The sequence below is a fragment of the Bradyrhizobium sp. WBAH42 genome, from assembly GCF_024585265.1.
In the GTDB taxonomy this organism is placed as follows: domain Bacteria; phylum Pseudomonadota; class Alphaproteobacteria; order Rhizobiales; family Xanthobacteraceae; genus Bradyrhizobium.
Genome location: NZ_CP036533.1, coordinates 618,862 through 636,595 on the forward strand (window position 1 = coordinate 618,862; position 17,734 = coordinate 636,595).

Consider the following 17,734-nt stretch of genomic DNA (forward strand, 5'->3'; position numbering starts at 1 on the left):
CCGTCGGCCTCTCCGGCCTCGCCTGGCAACCGCGGTCGGCGACGCGCTCGTCAGTTCGAAGCGCACCGGTTCCAGCCCGGCGCGTCGTGCTTCCTCGTCGAAGCAAGGCTTTGCAGAGCCGCTCACGAGCCGCCGGCAGGCTCCGGGATCGGCAGATGTGCTTGGTGGGACCAGGGTTGGCCGTCAACGGCGGTGAATCCCATCGCTTCCCAAAACCGTACAGCGCCGGCATTTCCTGCGTGGACGGTGACCATTGCGACCTTCCCAGCAGCGTCTTGCAGCAAGGCGTTCGCGATGGCCCTGGCGATGTTGCGTCACCTGTAGTCCTGGTGCACGTAAAACCGCCGCATCCGCCACATCGGCACCGGCGCCGGTGCAGGCTCGTTGGTGATCGCGCCGATACCCGCCAATCTGCCATCGAGATGGCAGGTGAATATCGTGTGAAACATGGCGCGATCAGTTGCGAATTCCGCCGCCAGACGGGTGATGTGCGCATGTCCATCGGCCTTGGCGTCGGCCTCCAGCGCGGGAAAATCCGCGGGAAGAGTGTCGGCGCTGCGCTCAAGAGAAATGATGGTCATGACGTTCGGCTGGGAAAATCAAATCCGGCAATCGCCACAGGTCGGTGTCACGCCGTCGCGCGGCCAAGTTCGAGCGATGGCCGTCTGGTCGGGAAGCTCAGTGCGACTGCGACCGCCGCAAGCCCGATCGCGAAGGAGCCGGCGTGCAGCCAGGTGTATTGCTGGAACGTGTCGAACACGATCCCGCCGGCCCAGGGCCCGAGCGCCATGCCGAGGCTGGCGAAGGCCGAGACCGCACCGAACACCGTGCCCATGATGCGCGCGCCGAAGAATTCGCGGACCAGCACCGCATAGAGCGGCATCACCCCGCCATAGGCGAGGCCGAACACGACTGACAACGCGTAGAACTCGCCGAGCTGCGCCACCGCCAGATAGGTCGCGATGCACATCGCCTGCACGAACAGCCCGCCGACAAGGACCGGTTTCGCGCCGATGCGATCGGCCAGCGCGCCCAGCAGCAGGCGTCCCCCGAGGCCTGAGACGCCGGCGACGCTATAGACCGTCACCGCCGTGAGCGGAGCGATGCCGCAGACCATCGCATAGGACACCATGTGGAAGATCGGGCCGGAATGCGCCGCGCAGCAAGCGAAATGCGCCGCTGCGAGCGCGATGAATTGCGGCGTGCGCAGCGCCTGCGCCGCGTTCATCTCGACCGCCGGCGTCGCGTCCGTCGTTGCGGAGCCCGCGGCTGACGGCGCCGGCCGCACCAGGAAGCAGGCGGGGATCAACAGCGCCCAGGCAGCGCAGCCGATCATCAGCATCGCGGTGCGCCAATCATAGGCCGTGATCAGCCAGCTCGCGGCCGGCGCGACCGTCACTGGCGACACGCCCATGCCGGCGGACACCAGCGCCACGGCGAGGCTGCGGTTCTTCTCGATCCAGGCGCTCGCGAGCGCCATCATCGGCGCGTAGAAGCTGCCCACGGCGATCCCGATCAGCACACCGAAGCAGAGCTGGAATTGCCACAAGCTTGCGGCCTGGCTCGCGGTGACGAGACCTAGTCCCAGCAGAACGCTTCCCGAGAGCACCACGATGCGGGTGCCGAACCGGTCCGACAGCGTGCCCCATAGGAATGCGGCGAATCCCATGCAGAGGAAATCCAGCGTCGCGGCCGCCGACACGCCGGCGCGCGACCAGCCCATCGCCTCCGAGATCGGCTGCAAGAACACCGCCAGCGACAGCATCGTACCGAACCCGATGCAGGTCATCAGCGCACCTGCGGCGACAACGACCCAGCCATAGTCGAAGCTTGACGGCTTGCTCATGCGTTTCCTCAGCGCTTTTGCTCTTGTTGATGGTGCGCGGGATGGATGGTGACTTATCTGCGGGGCAAGAGCAAGGCGGGTGGCCACCGCCGGCTGACACCGTCTGCTCGTAGTGATAGCATGCCGCGCGTCACTGGCCTGCGATGTTGTTCTCATAAGCGCACACACACACGAACGTGCGAGGAGGCAAGTGCAATGATCCGGGGAGCGCTGTGCAGGCCACGCGGGTGCCGCAGGCTTTTTTTGTCCGTCATTTTCGCCTCCGCCGTCTGGACGGCCCCGGCATGCGCGCAGGACGTCCGAAGCGCGCCCGCCAAGCCGGGGCCGGTCTTTTCGGACAGCGGTCCCGATGCCGAGCTCTACGGCGCGGCGGAAGGCTATCCGGTCGGCACGCGGGGAGCCGCCCCGGAGCTCGACAGGCTCGTCGGCAGCTACAGCCATTTCGGCGAGATCTATCCCTCGCGCCGGGTCGCTCGCGCGACGACGGCCTGGCAATTCAAGCGCGCGCCGGAGCCGTCGATCACCTACAGTTTTGGTACCGAAAAGCTCGGCATCGCGGACTACCTCAAGCGCAACCCGGCGACGGGACTCCTGATCGCCAGGGACGACACCATCCTCTACGAGCACTATCAATATGCGCGGACCGATCACCACCGCTTTGTCTCGCAGTCCATGGCGAAGACGCTGGTGGCCATGCTGGTCGGGATCGCGGTCTCGGAGGGACGGATCAAGTCGATCGATGACGTCGTCGTGACCTACGTTCCCGGCCTTGCAGGCACGGAATATGGCAACACGTCCATACGCGCCTTGTTGAACATGTCGTCGGGCGTCGAATTCTCGGAAGTCTACGACGGGAATGACGACATCGCCCGGCTTGGGCGGGCCCTGTTCGCCGGCCCGCCGAAAGATCCCGCCGCCATCGTCGCGCAGTTCAACACCCGAACCGCACCGCCAGGCACCAAATTCCACTATGCCAGCGTTGAAACCGAGATCCTCGGCCTGGTCCTGCGCGCCGCCACCGGCACGGCGGTTGCCGATTATCTCCACGACCGGATCTGGGATCCCATCGGCACCGAGGCGGATGCCTCCTGGGTGATCGACGGCAGCGGGCAGGAGATCGCCTTTTGCTGCTTCAACGCAACCTTGCGCGATTATGCGCGCCTCGCCCGGTTGCTCGCCCATGACGGCGCCTGGGAGGGCCGGCAGCTGATCCCCCGGCAGTGGCTGCTGGATGCCACGACCGTGCGGCCGGCGGATGGCCATCTCGCCCCGCACGTGGCCACGCGCTATTTCGGCTATGGCTATCAGGTGTGGCTCCTCCCCGGCGAGCAGCGCCGATTTGCCCTGCTCGGCATTCGCGGTCAGGTCATCCTGGTCGATCCGGCCTCCAAACTCGTCATGGTGCACACGGCCGTTCGCCAAAAGCCGAACGAACCCGGAGCGCTCAGGGAGCCGCTCGCGTTGTGGTCTGCTGTGCTCCAACAGCTCGGGCAATGATCGATCAGGGATCGGGCGTGCAGACGCACGCCTGCATCACCTTCATGCGTTTCTTCGTGCTTTTTGTCTTGTTGATGCTTCGCAGCAGGGATGATGGCTTACCGGGCGAGGGGCAGGGCGGTTGTGCCCGGGTAAGATGGGTTACTCAATCACTTCGTCGGCGCGGGCGACGACAGTTGCGGGCAGGTCGAGACCCAGCGCCCTGGCGATGCGGAGATTGATCCTGAGGTCGAACTTGGTGGGTCGTTCGAAAGGCAGGTCGCCCGGCTTTGCGCCCCGCAGAACGCGATCAACCTGCGCAATCAGGCGGCGCCCTGCGTCTGCAAAGTCGGGGCCGAACGACATGAAGGCGCCGTTCGCGACCCAATCGGGTGAAGCAAAGATCGCGGGCTTCCCGCTCAGGTTCACCAGCCTGATGACTTCGGCCTGGTGGCCGCTGAGCACGACGTCCGGAACGAAAACAAGACCGTCAAATTGGGCAAGGTTGTCCGCGCTCAGCATCGTCCCGATGCTTGCGGGATCATCGATGTTGATGGTTTCAACCTGAAAGCCGAGCTTGCGGCCGGCCTCCAGAACAGGCGTGAGACTCTGTGCACCGCTCGACACCTTTGTCGTGACAGTTCCGAGGCGCACGGCCTGGGGCATGATCTCCCGCATGAGCTCGATCCGCTTTGCAGTGGTTTCCTCCGAGAAGACCGCGATGCCGGTCACGTTGCGGCCAGGGCGGGCGAGGCTGTCGGCCAGTCCGGATGCGACGGGATCGACGGCAGCAAGGGTCACGATCGGGATGGTTCGCGTTGCCTTGTAGGCCGCGAGAGCGGCAGGTGTGCTGATTGCGATGATCACGTCCACCCGGCCATCCCGCACGATCTCCTGCGCGAGCGCCGGTAGTGCATCTGCATCTCCGGCTGCGTGACGAAACTCGAGTCGAAGCCGTCCCTCGACGTAACCAAGCTCTGCAAGCAGCCTTTTGGTTGCTGCGATCTGCGCGGGAACTTCGACCGGTCCCAACTGGACGACGCGCGGCGTTGCGGAAGACTGCTGGCCGCGTGCGATGAGCGGCCAGCCGATTGCTCCCGTCATCAGCCCGATGAATGCGCGCCGTCTCATCTGACCTCGCTCGAAAGCTGCCGTGCGACAGCCAGACTATAGCACGCTCCAAATGTTCGTAAGCAGTCCACCTGGATCACGGGCCAGATACCCGGCGAGGCGTCGCCGGCAGCACGCCTGGATCAGAGGTTGGCGGGAGGCAACACCTCGATCTTTCTTGTGCCCCTGGCCGGGGGCGCCCAGGCGAGGACTTTGAACCATTCCGCCTTCCGGCTGCACCAAAGTCGCGTATGTCGGTGAGAACCGCGACCAAGGAACGCGTGATGAAGGCTCTGAAAGCATCGATCTGCGTTGCAGTTACTGCGCTTGCCTTGAGCCTGTCGTTCGGCGTGCCATCCTATGCCGAAGAGGACGAGGCGGGCACGCTGACCCGGCAGATGAAGGAGCTTTATCGGGCCGGGAAGTACATGGAAGCACTGCCGTTGGCCCAGAAGTCGCTGGCCCTCCGCGAGAAGGAGTTCGGCCCCGATGGTGCGCTCGTCGCGATGCCGCTGAACGACCTCGGTACGATCCATTACAATCTCGGCCAATATGCCGTTGCTGAACCGCTGTACAAGCGGGCGCTGGCCATCCGGGAGAAGACACTCGGTCCGAATCATGTTGAGGTCGCAATGGTGCTGAACAATCTCGGCGATCTCTATCGCGCGGAAGAGCGTTACGCGGAAGCGGAGCCGCTACTCAAGCGCTCGATCGCCATCAACGAGAGGAGCGACAATCCGTCGATCGTGCCGGCGTTGAGCAATCTCGGCGCGGTCTACAGCCATCAGGGCCGGTACGATCAGGCTATACCGCTGTTCAAGCGAGGCCTCGCCGTGCTGCAGAAAGCGCTTGGCCCCGACGATCCCGAAGCGACGGTGCTGATGAACAATTTGGCCGACGCCTATATCAATCGGCATCGCTATGCCGATGCCGAGCGGCTGCTGAAGCGGTCGATGGCGGTGACCGAGAAGGCGTTCGGCCCCGATCATCCCGACATCGCGCAGGCGCAGAACAATCTGGCTGCACTCTATGGGCGTCAGGGCCGTAACGCGGAGGCCGAGCAGCTGTTCAAGCGGTCGGTGGCCACCTTCGAGAAAACCCTCGGCCCCAACCATCCGGATCTCGCCGGCGTTCTGGATAACCTCGCCGGTCTCTACAAGTATCAAGGCCGCTATGCCGATGCCCAGCAGGTCCTGAAACGGTCGATGGCCATCCGGGGCAAGACAAGGCCGATCTGAGGAGCAGCGCAGGATGCGACGAGGGAAGGCACGATGAAGGCGCTGAAAGCATCGATCCGTGTTGCAGTCACGGCGCTTGCCCTGAGCCTGCCATTCGGCGCGCCATCTCATGCCGAAGGGGACGAGACGGACGCGCTGACGCGGCAGATGAAGGAGCTTTATCGGGCCGGGAAATACATGGAAGCCTTGCCGTTGGCTCAGAAGTCTCTGGCCCTTCACGAAAGGGAGTTCGGCCCTGACGATGCGCGCGTCGCGATGCCGCTGAGCGACCTCGGTACGATCCATCACAATCTCGGCGAATACGCCGTTGCCGAGCCGCTGTACAAGCGCGCGCTGGCCATCCGCGAGAAGACGCTCGGTCCGGAACACGCGGAAGTCGCAATGGTGCTGAACAATCTCGGCGATCTCTACCGCGCGGAAAGACGCTACGCGGAAGCGGAGCCGCTCCTGAAGCGATCGATCGCCATCGACGAGAAAGTGCTCGAACCCGACGATCCGTCCATCGTGTTGCCGCTGTGCAATCTCGGCGCCGTCTACAGCAGCCAGGGCCGCTACGATCAGGCCGAGCCGCTGTTCGAGCGGGGCCTCGCCGTGCTGCAGAAAGCGCTCGGCCCCGACGATCCCGAAGCCACGGTGCTGATGAACAATTTGGCCGATACCTACACCCAGCAGCATCGCTACGCCGATGCCGAGCGGCTGCTGCAGCGGGCGATGGCCGTGACCGAGAAGGCGTACGGCCCTGATCATCCCGACATCGCGCAAGCGCTGAACAATCTCGGTGCGCTCTACGGGCGTCAGGGACGCAACGCCGAGGCCGAGCGGCTGTTCAAGCAGTCGGTGGCTATTTTCGAGAAAACCTTCGGCCCTGATCATCCGGATCTTGCTGGCGTCCTCGACAACCTCGCCAGCCTCTACAACAATCAAGGTCGCCACGCCGATGCCGAGCAGGCCCTGAAACGGGCGATGGCCATTCGAGGGAAGACAAGGCCGATCTGAAGAGCGCGCAGGGTGGTCAAGCGAGGTGTTCGCGGTCGGCCGAAGAGCGAAGGTGTAACCGAAAGCCACCGAACTTCGTCGCATCGTTAGCGAGCATCGCGAGAGCGCGATGAAATGAGGCTTGATCGTTCCAATAACGGAGGTGCGCTCCCTCTCCCGCTTGCGGAAGAGGGTTGGGGAGAGGGTGTTTCCGCAGTGGGACAATCCCCAAGTGGAGAAAGCCCTCACCCGGCGCTGCGCCTTAGCCGAGGCCTTGCCTCGGCGTTTTTTGAGACGACGGCCGCCAAAGGCGGCCTATGCCTCTCCCGCAAGCGGACGAGGTGAACGAGCCCGCGGCAATACGACTTTCCTGACTTTTTTGCGCATTGATGCCGCACCATGTCGGCATGGACCGCCCTCGATCGTCCTTGGGTTGACACGCCTCGGACGTGCCGGAGATGACCCGGCACACGTGACGTGATTTCGTCAATTCGAGCCGTCAAATTGCAACTGGAGCAATGCCAATGAGGATCACCGTCGAAACCAGCGTAGCCGCCCCGATTGATCAGGTTTGGCGCGCCTATACGACGCCAGCCGACATCGTGAACTGGAATACCGCGTCCGACGACTGGCATACGACCAAGGCGACGGTCGACCTGCGGGAGGGCGGCGCCTTCTCGTCGCGGATGGAAGCCAAGGACGGCAGCATGGGTTTTGACTTCGCCGGCACCTACACGAAAATCGTCGAACACCAGCGGATCGAATACGCGTTCGGTGATCGCCAGGCCGAGGTTGAGTTCGTGCCCGGCGCAAAAGGCGTTGTCGTCCGCGTCGTCTTCGACGCCGAGACCACGCACTCGGAGGAGCAGCAGCGGAGTGGCTGGCAGGCGATCCTCGACAATTTTGCACGCTACGTCGAGGCGAAGAAGAAGATGCCGTGATGATCCGCCGCGAGAAGCGAAGGCGAGCACAGCTTTCGTAGGGTGGGCAAAGGCGCGCCGAGCGCCGTGCCCACCACTCTTCCCGGCGGCACACAAGCAGTGGGCACGCTTCGCTTTGCCCACCCTACGAAGCCGTCGAACTTGACGAAACCGACCTCACGCGGCCTTGGTCAACACCTCGGGAACGGGACGAAAAGACCGGCCGTCCGCGGGCTTGCATGCATCGACTTGCATCAGTCGATCATTCTATCACCCCGTCCGCGCGGGCCAGCAATGTAGCAGGAACTTCGATCCCGAGTGTCTTTGCAGTCTTGAGGTTGATGAATAGTTCATACTTGGTCGGTTGCTCGACCGGCAGATCCCCGGGCTTGGCGCCCTTGAGGATCTTATCGACGTATTCAGTGCATAGCCGGTTCAAGTCGATGATATCCGCTCCGTAGGACAGTAGCGCACCGAGTTGAACAAATTCCTTGCCAATGGCAAAAAGCGGCAGCCGATGTTCTGCGGCGAGCTCGACGATGCGCTTGCGTGCAATGAAGAACATCGGGCTGGGAAATAGGAAGAATGCATCGGCGCGCGCGCCCGCATGCGCGGAAAACGCCTCGCCCAGCCCGTCAGGATCTTGGACAGCAATGAGTTGCAAATGAACGCCTACGGTTTTTGATGCTGACTCCGCACCGCTGATCATGCCTTGAATTGTAGACTTGCCGTATGCAGCCGGGTGCCAAATCGCTGCTATCCGAGACGCCATGGGCAAAGCTTCCTTCAATTGCGCGAGCCGCTTGGGAACAAGCTGCGGGCCGATGAAGGTCAGTCCGGTGATGTTACCTCCTGGTCGGGCGATGCTGGCAACGAGTCCGTCTTCGATTGGGTCGCCCATAACTGGCACAACAACAGGAATCGATTTGGTGGCTTGCTGCACGGCCCGCGCAGCAAGCGAATTCGCTGCAACTATAAGAGCAGGATTCAGACGGACGAGGTCACTCGCCAACGCCGGGAGTTGTTCGACCTTTGAATCGGCTGCTCGAAGCTCTACGATGATATTCTCGCCGTCGATATAACCGCGTTCGCGTAGTCCTTGCTGAAAGGCAGCCACCGAAGTGCGGGTTTGCTCGATCGAGCCGGTGGTCAAGAAGACAATATGGGGGACTTTCTTTGGCTGTTGCGCGCGAGCAAGGGGTGACCAGGCCGCCGCGGCACCGATCAGTGCGAGAAGCTCGCGTCGCTGCATGACAGCTCCGTTCATGAATGAAATGATCGGTACTTTAAAAAATGCAGATGGACGATCGTGCTGGCTCATCCGGCCTGCTGCGATGATGCCACCATACCCCTGTTTTGCCCGACGGAGCAAGCCGACTTCGTAAAATCGAAAAAAGCACAGTGCCGCCAAGGGGGCGGCTACTGTGCATGGGGTTGTTTTCGCGCTTTTTTGTTTGCCGCCTGTTTGCCGGCCTCGGCGACCGCGCCGGCCCGTCCCGAGCGTCGCCTCAGCTGTCCACCTTCAGCGCGGCGATGAAGGCCTCCTGCGGGATGTCGACCTTGCCGAACTGCCGCATCTTCTTCTTGCCTTCCTTCTGCTTCTCCAGAAGCTTGCGCTTGCGCGTGATGTCGCCGCCGTAGCATTTTGCGGTGACGTCCTTGCGCAGCGCGCGCACCGTCTCGCGCGCGATCACCTTGCCGCCGATCGCCGCCTGGATCGGGATCTGGAACATGTGCGGCGGGATCAGCTCCTTCATCTTCTCGACCATGGCGCGGCCGCGCCCTTCGGCGCGGGTGCGGTGGACCAGCATCGAGAGCGCATCGACCGGCTCGGCATTGACCAGGATCTGCATCTTGACGAGGTCGGCCGGCTTGTAGTCGGTCAGGTGATAGTCGAACGAGGCGTAGCCTTTCGACACCGACTTCAGGCGGTCGTAGAAGTCGAACACGACTTCGTTGAGCGGCAGGTCGTATTTCACCATGGCGCGGGAGCCGACGTAAGTGAGCTCCTTCTGCGCGCCGCGGCGGTCCTGGCACAGCTTCAGGACGCTGCCGAGATATTCGTCGGGCGTCAGGATCGTCGCCTCGATCCAGGGCTCGTCGATCTCGGCGATCTTGACCACGTCCGGCATGTCGACGGGATTGTGGATCTCGATCTCCTGGCCGTCGGTGAGCTTCATCTTGTAGATGACGCTCGGCGCGGTCGCGATCAGGTTGAGATCGAATTCGCGCGACAGCCGCTCCTGGATGATCTCGAGGTGAAGAAGCCCCAGGAAGCCGCAGCGGAAGCCGAAGCCGAGCGCAGCTGACGTCTCCATCTCGAAGGAGAAGCTGGCGTCGTTGAGGCGCAGCTTGCCCATCGCGGCGCGCAGCGTCTCGAAGTCGTCGGCATCGACCGGGAACAGGCCGCAGAACACGACCGGGATAGCCGGCTTGAAGCCCGGCAGCATGTCCGCGACCGGCTTCCTGTCGTCGGTGATGGTGTCACCGACGCGGGTGTCGGCGACTTCCTTGATCGCGGCGGTGATGAAGCCGATCTCGCCGGGGCCGAGCTCTTCGACCTGCTGCATCTTCGGCGTGAAGAAGCCGACGCGCTCGACGTCGTAGGCCGCGCCGGTGCCCATCATGCGCACGCGCTGGCCCTTCTTCATGCTGCCGTCGACGATCCGCACCAGCACGACGACGCCGAGATAGACGTCGTACCAGCTGTCGACCAGCAGCGCCTTCAGCGTGGCGTCGCGGTCGCCCTTCGGCGGCGGCAGGCGGGTGACGATGGCTTCCAGCACGTCGGGGACGCCGAGGCCGGTCTTGGCCGAGATCATCACCGCATCCGAGGCGTCGATGCCGATGACGTCCTCGATCTGCTGCTTGACCTTCTCGGGCTCGGCCGCGGGCAGGTCGACCTTGTTCAGGACCGGGACGATCTCGTGATTGTTGTCGAGCGCCTGGTAGACGTTGGCGAGCGTCTGAGCCTCGACGCCCTGGCTGGCGTCGACCACGAGCAGGGAACCTTCGCAGGCCGCCAGCGACCGCGAGACCTCGTAGGCGAAGTCGACATGGCCGGGCGTGTCCATCAGGTTGAAGATGTAGTCCTTGCCGTCCTTGGCGCGGTAGGCGAGGCGCACCGTCTGCGCCTTGATGGTGATGCCGCGCTCGCGCTCGATGTCCATGGAATCGAGCACCTGCTCCTTGCCCGCCATTTCGCGGTCGGAAAGGCCGCCGGTCATCTGGATCAGGCGGTCGGCCAGCGTCGATTTTCCATGGTCGATATGGGCGACGATGGAGAAATTGCGGATGTTGGAAATGGGGACGGTCGTCATGGGCGCGGGATACCACTCACATCCCCGTGCGGCAACCATATTGCTGTATTTTCAGGGCCTTTGTTCACGCCAAGCTGATTCCATGAGGGGCCAAAACGCGCTACGCACGGCCCATGTCCACGACCTCTCTTCCCTCCTCCAGAACGCGGGCAAAGACCCGCTTGAGTTACGACCGCTTCCGGGCCTTCCTGGTTGCCTGCGCGGTCCGCCCCGAGGCGCGCCTGTGGCTGGTGATCCAATTCGCCCTCCTGCATGCGGTGCTCTGGACCTTCATCCTGATCAATCTGAAGGCGGCGCAGGACGTTCACATGGACGTCGCAGAAGCCTGGGGCTGGGGCCAGAAATTCCTCTGGGGCTATGGCAAGCACCCGCCGCTGTCGGGCTGGGTGGCCGGCCTCTGGTTCGCGGTGTTCCCGGCGGCGGATTGGGCGACCTATGCGCTGGCGATGGCAATGGTGAGCATCGGCATGGTGCTCTGCTGGCTGATCGCCTTGCGCGTGGTCGATGCGCGCCGCGCGTTCCTGGTCGCGGCGATGATCGCGCTCTACCCGATCTTCAATTTCAAGGGCTTCAAGTACAATCCGGACCTGCTCCAGCTCGTCACGCTGCCGCTCCTGGTGCTCGCTTATCTCAACGCATTCGAGAAGCGGAGCTGGCAATCCGGAATCCTGCTCGGGCTTGCCGGCGCGCTGGCGCTGATGACCAAATATTGGGTGCTGACCATGATCGGCGCGATCGGGCTCGCCGCGCTGATCCATCCCAACCGGTTGCGCTTCCTGTCGTCGCCCGCGCCGTGGGTCGCGATCGCCACGATGGTGGCGGCGATGATCCCGCACATCGTCTGGCTGGCGGATGCGCATTTCGTGCCGCTGACCTATGCCGGCGACACCTACAGCCTGCAGGACAAGAGCCAGGTGCATCAGCTCGTCGCGGGCTATGTGCTGCACAATTTCGCGCTGCTGGCCTTGCCGGTGGCGCTCGCGGCACTCGCCATGGCGCTGGTGCCGCCTTGGGTCAAATTGCTGCTGGGGGCGCCCTTGCGCATCGTCACGCGCGCCTGGTCGCGCGGCGCCAATGCGGGCGTCAATGTCTCGCAGGCGCTGAACGTCTGGATCATCCAGCTCATCGTCGCCTTCGGCCCGCCGCTCGGCGCGCTGGTGTTCAGCATCTACATGAAGACCGATTGGGGCATCTCGCTGTTCTTCCTGGTCCCGCTCGCGCTGGTCGCGATCCCGACGCTGCGCGTGCAGAGCGCCGCGCTGTTCAACATCGCGGCGATCTGGCTCGTGCTCAGCGCCGCGACGCTTGCGGCCTCGCCCCTCATCGCCGCGCGCGAGATGGAGGCCAATGCCGGCAACACCGCAACCTACGGCGCGCGCTCGGAGCTGGCGCGCAAGCTGACTCAGGAATGGCACATGCGCTTTGCCTCGCGCTGGGCGGTCGTTGCCGGCACCATGGAGTCGATCCAGCCGATGGTGTTCTACAGCCCGGATCACCCCGCAGCGTTCACGCCGAACGAGCCGTGGAGCTCGGGTCTGACGTCGCTCGACGACGTCAAGCGATACGGCTTCATCGGCGTGTTCGATCCGACCGATGGCCGCCTGCCTGGATTCGAGAAATGGGTGTCGGAGGTTGCGCCGAACGCCGAGCGCATGGTGATGAGCACGCGCCGCTTCACGAGCGGCAAGGCCGGCCCATCGATGAGCTGGAACGTCTACATCGCGCCGCCGGGGAAATAGCCGGGCTGCCGTAGTGCCGCAGGGTGGGCAAAGGCGCGAAGCGCCGTGCCCACGAACTTTCAATGATCATGAGATGTGGTGGGCACGCTTCGCATTGCCCACCCGACGGTGCCGAGCGCGTGGCTCAGACCCCTTCCTCGTTGAACTTGCTCTCCACGAGCTCCGTGATCGCCGCCAGCGCGGCTTCGGCGTCGGTCCCTGCCGCCGCCACCGTGATCGTCGTGCCGGGCCCCGCGGCGAGCATCATCAGGCCCATGATCGAGGTGCCGCCGACTGTCTCGCCGCCGCGCGTCACCCACACCTGCGCGTCGAAGCGCTCGACCGCCTGGACGAACTTCGCCGAGGCGCGCGCATGCAGGCCGCGCTTGTTGATGATCAGGAGATCCTTGGAGATCGCGCCCGCGGGCACGCCGGTCGCGGCTTGTGGCGCCTCCTCGCTCATTTGCCTGCGAGCACGCGGCTGGCGATGGTGACGTATTTGCGGCCGGCTTCCTGCGCCATCGCGATCGCGTCGGGCAGCGGTCGCTCCTCGCGCACCTTGGCGAGCTTCACCAGCATGGGCAGGTTGATGCCCGCGAGCACTTCGACCTTGGGCCGGCTCATGCAGGATATTGCCAGGTTCGACGGCGTGCCGCCGAACATGTCGGTGAGGATCGCAACGCCGTCGCCGGAATCGACGCGGTTGACCGCCTCGATGATGTCGCTTCGGCAGAGATCGGAATCATCCTCGGCGCCGATCGTGATCGCTTCGATTTGCTTTTGTGGGCCCATGACATGCTCAAGCGCCGCCTTGAATTCGTCGGCAAGGCGCCCGTGGGTCACAAGTACTAGACCAATCATCGGAAAACTCCTCGCGGGCGCTTTTGGTGCACCGCACGAACGCGCCACTTTGACCATCCAGAGCCCCCGCGCAAGAGGGGATGTTGCGTATCTCCCTGAATCTATACGGATGTATGAGGGGAGCTGCGCCGGTCTATTCGGTCGCGATAGTGGGGTTCATATGGTTACCATTTCCCTTCAAACAATCGCCTGAAGGGTTAACGGAAGATGAACTCTTGGTAGTGGTCAAGGCCGCAACAACCAGAGGAAGGGGCGAATAGTCGCGGGCAACGGGGATTCGCGGTATTTCGACACCAAAAATGCTGGTTTTCAGGGCTTCGGCCGGCGGCAGCCGCTCGGCGTCCGCGGCGGCCAGATCGACCACGAGACCGACGGTCGCATGCTCCACGAAGTCGCAGCGGCGGATTCCGAGGCCCCGGATCTCGATCAGGCCGGCCAGGCGAGGCGCGGGGCGGACCTCAATTTCATGGCCGAGTGTCGCCAGATGGACACGGTCATCGCCGACCAGAACGGCGCTTTCCACAACGCCTGAGCGTCCGGCCATGATCAGATCGAAGGCAAGCCGCGACTTGCCGGACCCCGAGGGCCCGCGGATCAGCACGGCGAGTGTCCCGACCTTGACGGCGGAGGCGTGAACGCTGGGCCCGCCGTCACTCATAGCGCCGGCAGCCTCACCACGAAGCGCGCGCCGGCAATTGTCGGAGTGCCGTCGGCGTCCGGCGGGCCAGGGCGGTTCTCTGCCCAGATCCGTCCGCCATGAGCGTCGACGATCTGCTTGGAGATCGACAGGCCGAGGCCGGAATTCTGGCCGAAGCCCTGATGCGGACGGTCGGTATAGAAGCGCTCGAAGATGCGCTCCAGCGCGTCCTCGCGAATGCCGGGGCCGTCGTCGTCGACCACGATCTCGATCTCGGAGCGCACGCGCCGGCAGGTGAGGCGCACCTTGCTGCCGCGTTCGGAGAAGGATTGCGCGTTGGAGAGCAGGTTGGAGACGACCTGCCCGAGCCGGGAATCGTGGCCGCTCACGGCAAAGGTGTCGGTCGGGCTGCGGCCCTCGAAGCGTGTCTCGACCGCGACGTCGTGGCCGAGCTTGGTTTCATTGGCGACGGACACCAGCGTGGTCAGCAGGCGGCGCAAATCGACCGGGATCGCATCCTGGCGCTGCAGCTCGGCATCGAGACGGCTGGCGTCGGAGATGTCCGAGATCAGCCGGTCGAGCCGCTTGACGTCGTGCTCGATCACCTCGAGCAGGCGCGCGCGGCTGTTCTCGTTGCGCGCCAGCGGCAGCGTCTCGACCGCCGAGCGCAGCGAGGTCAGCGGGTTCTTCAATTCATGGGCAACGTCGGCGGCGAACATCTCGATCGCCTCGATGCGGCTGTAGAGCGCGCTGGTCATGTCGCGCAGCGCGCCGGAGAGGTGGCCGATCTCGTCGCGGCGGCGGGTGAAATCGGGGATTTCGATGCGGGCCTTGATGCGGCGGCGGACGCGCTCGGCGCTGTCGGCGAGCCGGCGCACGGGACCCGCGATCGTGCTCGCCAGCAGGAGCGACAGCATGATCATGACGGCGGCGGCGACGCCGCCGACCTTCAGGATGGCGAGGCGCTCGGCGGTGACCATCTGGTCGATGTCGTCGCCTTGCGTCGACAGCATCAAGGCGCCGTGGATCGCGCGCGAGCGCAGCACGGGGACCGCGACCGAGACGATCACCTCGCCGCGTGCATTGACCCGCACCATCGAGCGCTTCTGGCCCTGCAGGGCGTCGCCCACTTCGGCATAGCCATTGCCGTTCTCGGGCCCGAGCTCGCGATAGAGCGGCAGGTCGCCACGGTTCAGCCAGGTGCGCACCGCGACCTTGCCGCGCTCGATGATGCCGGGTTGCTCGGCCGGTGGCGGCAGCGGAAAGCGCAGCACGTTTTCGAGGTTGCGGCTGTCGAGCAGCAGGCTGCCGTTGGGATCGTAGATGCGGGCGCGCGTCTTGGTCGGCGAGATCAGGGTGCGCAGCACCGGCGCGACGCGCTCCGGATTGATCGGGAAGTCCAGCGGCGAATACTCGTCCGAGCCGCCATAGGTCTCGCCCGGCTTGAGGTCGAGCAGCCGATCGGGATCGATGGTGATGGCGTTGGTCTGCACCGTGGCGGAGGCCGCGATCGCGCCGGCGATGATCTCGGCCTGGACCAGGAGGCTCTGGGCGCGCGCGTCGATCAGGCCGGCACGGAATTGCGACAGGTACAGGATGCTCGCCACCAGCGCGACGAGGCCGGCGAGGTTGAGCGAGACGATGCGGCGGGTGAGGCTCGAGAAGGACAGCGCGAAGAAGAACTGCCCGGCGCGTTTCAGCCAGTTCAGCGGCCGGAAGCCTTGCGGCTTGTCGTCGGCAACGTGCTCCTGAACGCCGTCGGATGCGAGATCCCCGGCGCTCTGGTTAGGCTCAGGCTGCGTTCGGTCAAGCAATGCTTACGCCCGCGTTAGGACGGCCCGTGCGAAGGTCCCCGCATCCTAGAGCGATCCTCGTCCCGATGGAACGAGAACCGGAGATGCTCTCGATCGCGCTGGAGGGTGCGCCTCAGGCTTCCTTGAAACGGTAGCCGACGCCGTAGAGCGTCTCGATCATCTCGAACTCGTTGTCGACCACCTTGAACTTCTTGCGCAGCCGCTTGATGTGGCTGTCGATGGTGCGGTCGTCGACATAGACCTGGTCGTCATAGGCGGCGTCCATCAGCGCGTTGCGGCTCTTCACCACGCCGGGCCGAGTCGCGAGCGCCTGCAGGATCAGGAATTCGGTGACGGTGAGCGTCACCGGCTCGTTCTTCCAGGTGCAGGTATGGCGTTCCGGATCCATGCGCAGAAGGCCGCGGTCGAGCGCCTTGGCGTCGTTCTCTTTCGGCGCGACGGTCGGGTCCTTCGGCGCCGAGCGGCGCAGCACCGCCTTGACGCGCTCGACCAGCAGACGCTGCGAAAACGGTTTGCGGATGAAATCGTCGGCGCCCATCTTGAGGCCGAACAGCTCGTCGATCTCCTCGTCCTTGGAGGTGAGGAAGATCACCGGCAGGTCGGACTTCTGCCTGAGACGGCGGAGCGTCTCCATGCCGTCCATGCGCGGCATCTTGATGTCGAGGATGGCGAGATCGGGCTGGGTGGTCCGGAAACCGTCGAGTGCGGAGGCACCGTCGGTGTAGGTCATGATACGGTAGCCTTCGGCTTCCAGCGCGATCGAGACGGATGTGAGAATGTTGCGGTCGTCGTCGACCAAAGCGATTGTGGGCATGAGCCTCTCTGCTTTCTGCTTTCCGTTTGGGTCGTGGCTTGAAACGGCGAGCGATCCAGTGATGCGCCGCATACATGGGTGCCGAAGTGGCGTTCGAACCTTGTCACCGAGCAATGCAAGCTGGGCTGAAGTGTGACCAAGTTCCACGAGACACGGCAGATTCGCCGCGTCTCGACCCATAACCGGGCCCCCGTTTACCCGAAAAAAGGCCCACCTTGCAACCACCTGAGCTGAGAAAGCCGATGCAACCGACCCCCGATTTCGACCCCGCAAGGCTCGCCAGATCGCTGCTGAGGCGGTCCCGGCAGGGGGCCTTGGCGACGCTGATGACCGGCAGCGGCGATCCCTATTGTTCCCTGGTCAATCTCGCCAGTCATCCCGACGGCTCGCCGATCCTGTTGATCTCGCGCCTTGCCGTGCATACCAGGAACATCCTCGCGGACTGCAGGGTCTCGCTGATGCTGGACGAGCGCGTGGCCGGCGATCCCCTGGAAGGCGCCCGGATCATGCTGTCGGGCCGAGCCGAGGAGGCCAATTCCGACAAGGATCTGCTCCAGCGACGGTATCTCAGTGCCCATCCCTCGGCGGAAGGCTTTGTTTCCTTTAAGGATTTCTCCTTCTTCCGGATCCGGCCCACGGGAACCCATCTGGTCGCCGGCTTCGGCCGGATCGTCGACCTCAAGCCCGAGCAATTCCTGACCGACCTCACCGGCGCCGAGGACCTGCTGGCGGCGGAGGCGAGCGCCGTCGAGCACATGAACGCAGACCATCGCGATGCCCTGAATCTCTACGCAACGAAGCTGCTCGGCGCCGCCGAGGGCGACTGGCGCTGTACTGGCTGTGACCCTGAAGGCCTCGACATGCAAGACGGGCAAGCCGCGCTGCGGCTGGACTTCCCGGAACGGGTGACGGATGGCACGGGCCTGCGCAAGATGCTGGTCCGCCTCGCTGGCGAGGCGCGCACGAGGATGGACCAGGGCGCAACCGCTTGAACGCCGCTACCGA

Annotated in this window: 16 protein-coding genes; 6 read left to right on the top strand and 10 right to left on the bottom strand. The window is 64.2% G+C overall.

Translation table 11 applies throughout. The annotated features are described in order from the left end of the window. Positions 1-314: 314 nt before the first annotated feature. Positions 315-581 (bottom strand): hypothetical protein, encoded by a 267-nt coding sequence (locus tag DCG74_RS02975; protein WP_246708879.1) that lies wholly within the window; start codon positions 579-581, stop codon positions 315-317. Between the two features lie 47 nt (positions 582-628). Beyond that, positions 629-1,846, bottom strand: coding sequence for an MFS transporter (locus DCG74_RS02980; protein WP_172786652.1), 1,218 nt, complete (start codon positions 1,844-1,846; stop codon positions 629-631). Between the two features lie 243 nt (positions 1,847-2,089). Between DCG74_RS02980 and DCG74_RS02985 the strand changes: the two genes are divergently transcribed. Further along, on the top strand, positions 2,090-3,343 hold the full coding sequence (locus DCG74_RS02985) for a serine hydrolase (protein ID WP_246708880.1): 1,254 nt from the start codon (positions 2,090-2,092) through the stop codon (positions 3,341-3,343). A 141-nt stretch (positions 3,344-3,484) separates the two neighbouring features. Here DCG74_RS02985 and DCG74_RS02990 read toward each other — a convergent pair whose 3' ends face one another. Continuing rightward, entirely contained in the window at positions 3,485-4,453 is a 969-nt protein-coding gene (locus DCG74_RS02990) for an ABC transporter substrate-binding protein (protein ID WP_172786654.1), read from the bottom strand. 263 nt (positions 4,454-4,716) lie between these two features. Here DCG74_RS02990 and DCG74_RS02995 point away from each other — a divergent pair, with 263 nt between their 5' ends. From DCG74_RS02995 to DCG74_RS03005, 3 genes are all read left to right on the top strand, one after another. After that, positions 4,717-5,670 carry a tetratricopeptide repeat protein gene (locus DCG74_RS02995; protein ID WP_172786655.1) on the top strand — a complete coding sequence of 318 codons (954 nt, stop codon included), beginning with the start codon at positions 4,717-4,719 and terminating at the stop codon, positions 5,668-5,670. Between the two features lie 33 nt (positions 5,671-5,703). Continuing rightward, complete coding sequence (locus DCG74_RS03000) at positions 5,704-6,666, top strand: tetratricopeptide repeat protein (protein ID WP_172786656.1); 963 nt, start codon at positions 5,704-5,706, stop codon at positions 6,664-6,666. Between the two features lie 503 nt (positions 6,667-7,169). Continuing rightward, on the top strand, positions 7,170-7,586 hold the full coding sequence (locus tag DCG74_RS03005; RefSeq protein WP_172786657.1) for an SRPBCC family protein: 417 nt from the start codon (positions 7,170-7,172) through the stop codon (positions 7,584-7,586). A gap of 241 nt (positions 7,587-7,827) precedes the next feature. Here DCG74_RS03005 and DCG74_RS03010 read toward each other — a convergent pair whose 3' ends face one another. Then, positions 7,828-8,886, bottom strand: coding sequence for an ABC transporter substrate-binding protein (locus tag DCG74_RS03010; RefSeq protein WP_172786658.1), 1,059 nt, complete (start codon positions 8,884-8,886; stop codon positions 7,828-7,830). Between the two features lie 187 nt (positions 8,887-9,073). After that, the gene (gene lepA / locus DCG74_RS03015) at positions 9,074-10,885 is read right to left on the bottom strand and encodes a translation elongation factor 4 (protein ID WP_172786659.1); all 1,812 of its coding nucleotides are present in this window, start codon (positions 10,883-10,885) and stop codon (positions 9,074-9,076) included. Positions 10,886-10,998: 113 nt separating this feature from the next. Between lepA and DCG74_RS03020 the strand changes: the two genes are divergently transcribed. Next, positions 10,999-12,624 (top strand): glycosyltransferase family 39 protein, encoded by a 1,626-nt coding sequence (locus tag DCG74_RS03020; RefSeq protein ID WP_172786660.1) that lies wholly within the window; start codon positions 10,999-11,001, stop codon positions 12,622-12,624. Positions 12,625-12,748: 124 nt separating this feature from the next. Here DCG74_RS03020 and DCG74_RS03025 read toward each other — a convergent pair whose 3' ends face one another. The 5 genes from DCG74_RS03025 to DCG74_RS03045 form a co-directional block, all read right to left on the bottom strand. After that, positions 12,749-13,066, bottom strand: coding sequence for an HPr family phosphocarrier protein (locus DCG74_RS03025; RefSeq protein ID WP_036014186.1), 318 nt, complete (start codon positions 13,064-13,066; stop codon positions 12,749-12,751). Continuing rightward, the gene (locus DCG74_RS03030) at positions 13,063-13,464 is read right to left on the bottom strand and encodes a PTS sugar transporter subunit IIA (RefSeq protein WP_007597752.1); all 402 of its coding nucleotides are present in this window, start codon (positions 13,462-13,464) and stop codon (positions 13,063-13,065) included. Before DCG74_RS03030 ends, DCG74_RS03025 begins: the two co-directional genes overlap by 4 nt. A gap of 133 nt (positions 13,465-13,597) precedes the next feature. Further along, positions 13,598-14,122: an HPr kinase/phosphorylase gene (locus DCG74_RS03035; RefSeq protein ID WP_172786661.1), complete on the bottom strand. Its 525-nt coding sequence runs from the start codon at positions 14,120-14,122 to the stop codon at positions 13,598-13,600. Beyond that, entirely contained in the window at positions 14,119-15,915 is a 1,797-nt protein-coding gene (locus tag DCG74_RS03040; RefSeq protein WP_172786662.1) for a sensor histidine kinase, read from the bottom strand. Before DCG74_RS03040 ends, DCG74_RS03035 begins: the two co-directional genes overlap by 4 nt. Positions 15,916-16,027: 112 nt before the next feature. Beyond that, positions 16,028-16,729, bottom strand: a complete 702-nt coding sequence (locus tag DCG74_RS03045) for a response regulator transcription factor (RefSeq protein WP_008542552.1) — start codon at positions 16,727-16,729, stop codon at positions 16,028-16,030. Positions 16,730-16,971: 242 nt separating this feature from the next. Between DCG74_RS03045 and DCG74_RS03050 the strand changes: the two genes are divergently transcribed. Further along, positions 16,972-17,721 (top strand): HugZ family protein, encoded by a 750-nt coding sequence (locus DCG74_RS03050; RefSeq protein ID WP_172786663.1) that lies wholly within the window; start codon positions 16,972-16,974, stop codon positions 17,719-17,721. Positions 17,722-17,734 lie beyond the last annotated feature (13 nt).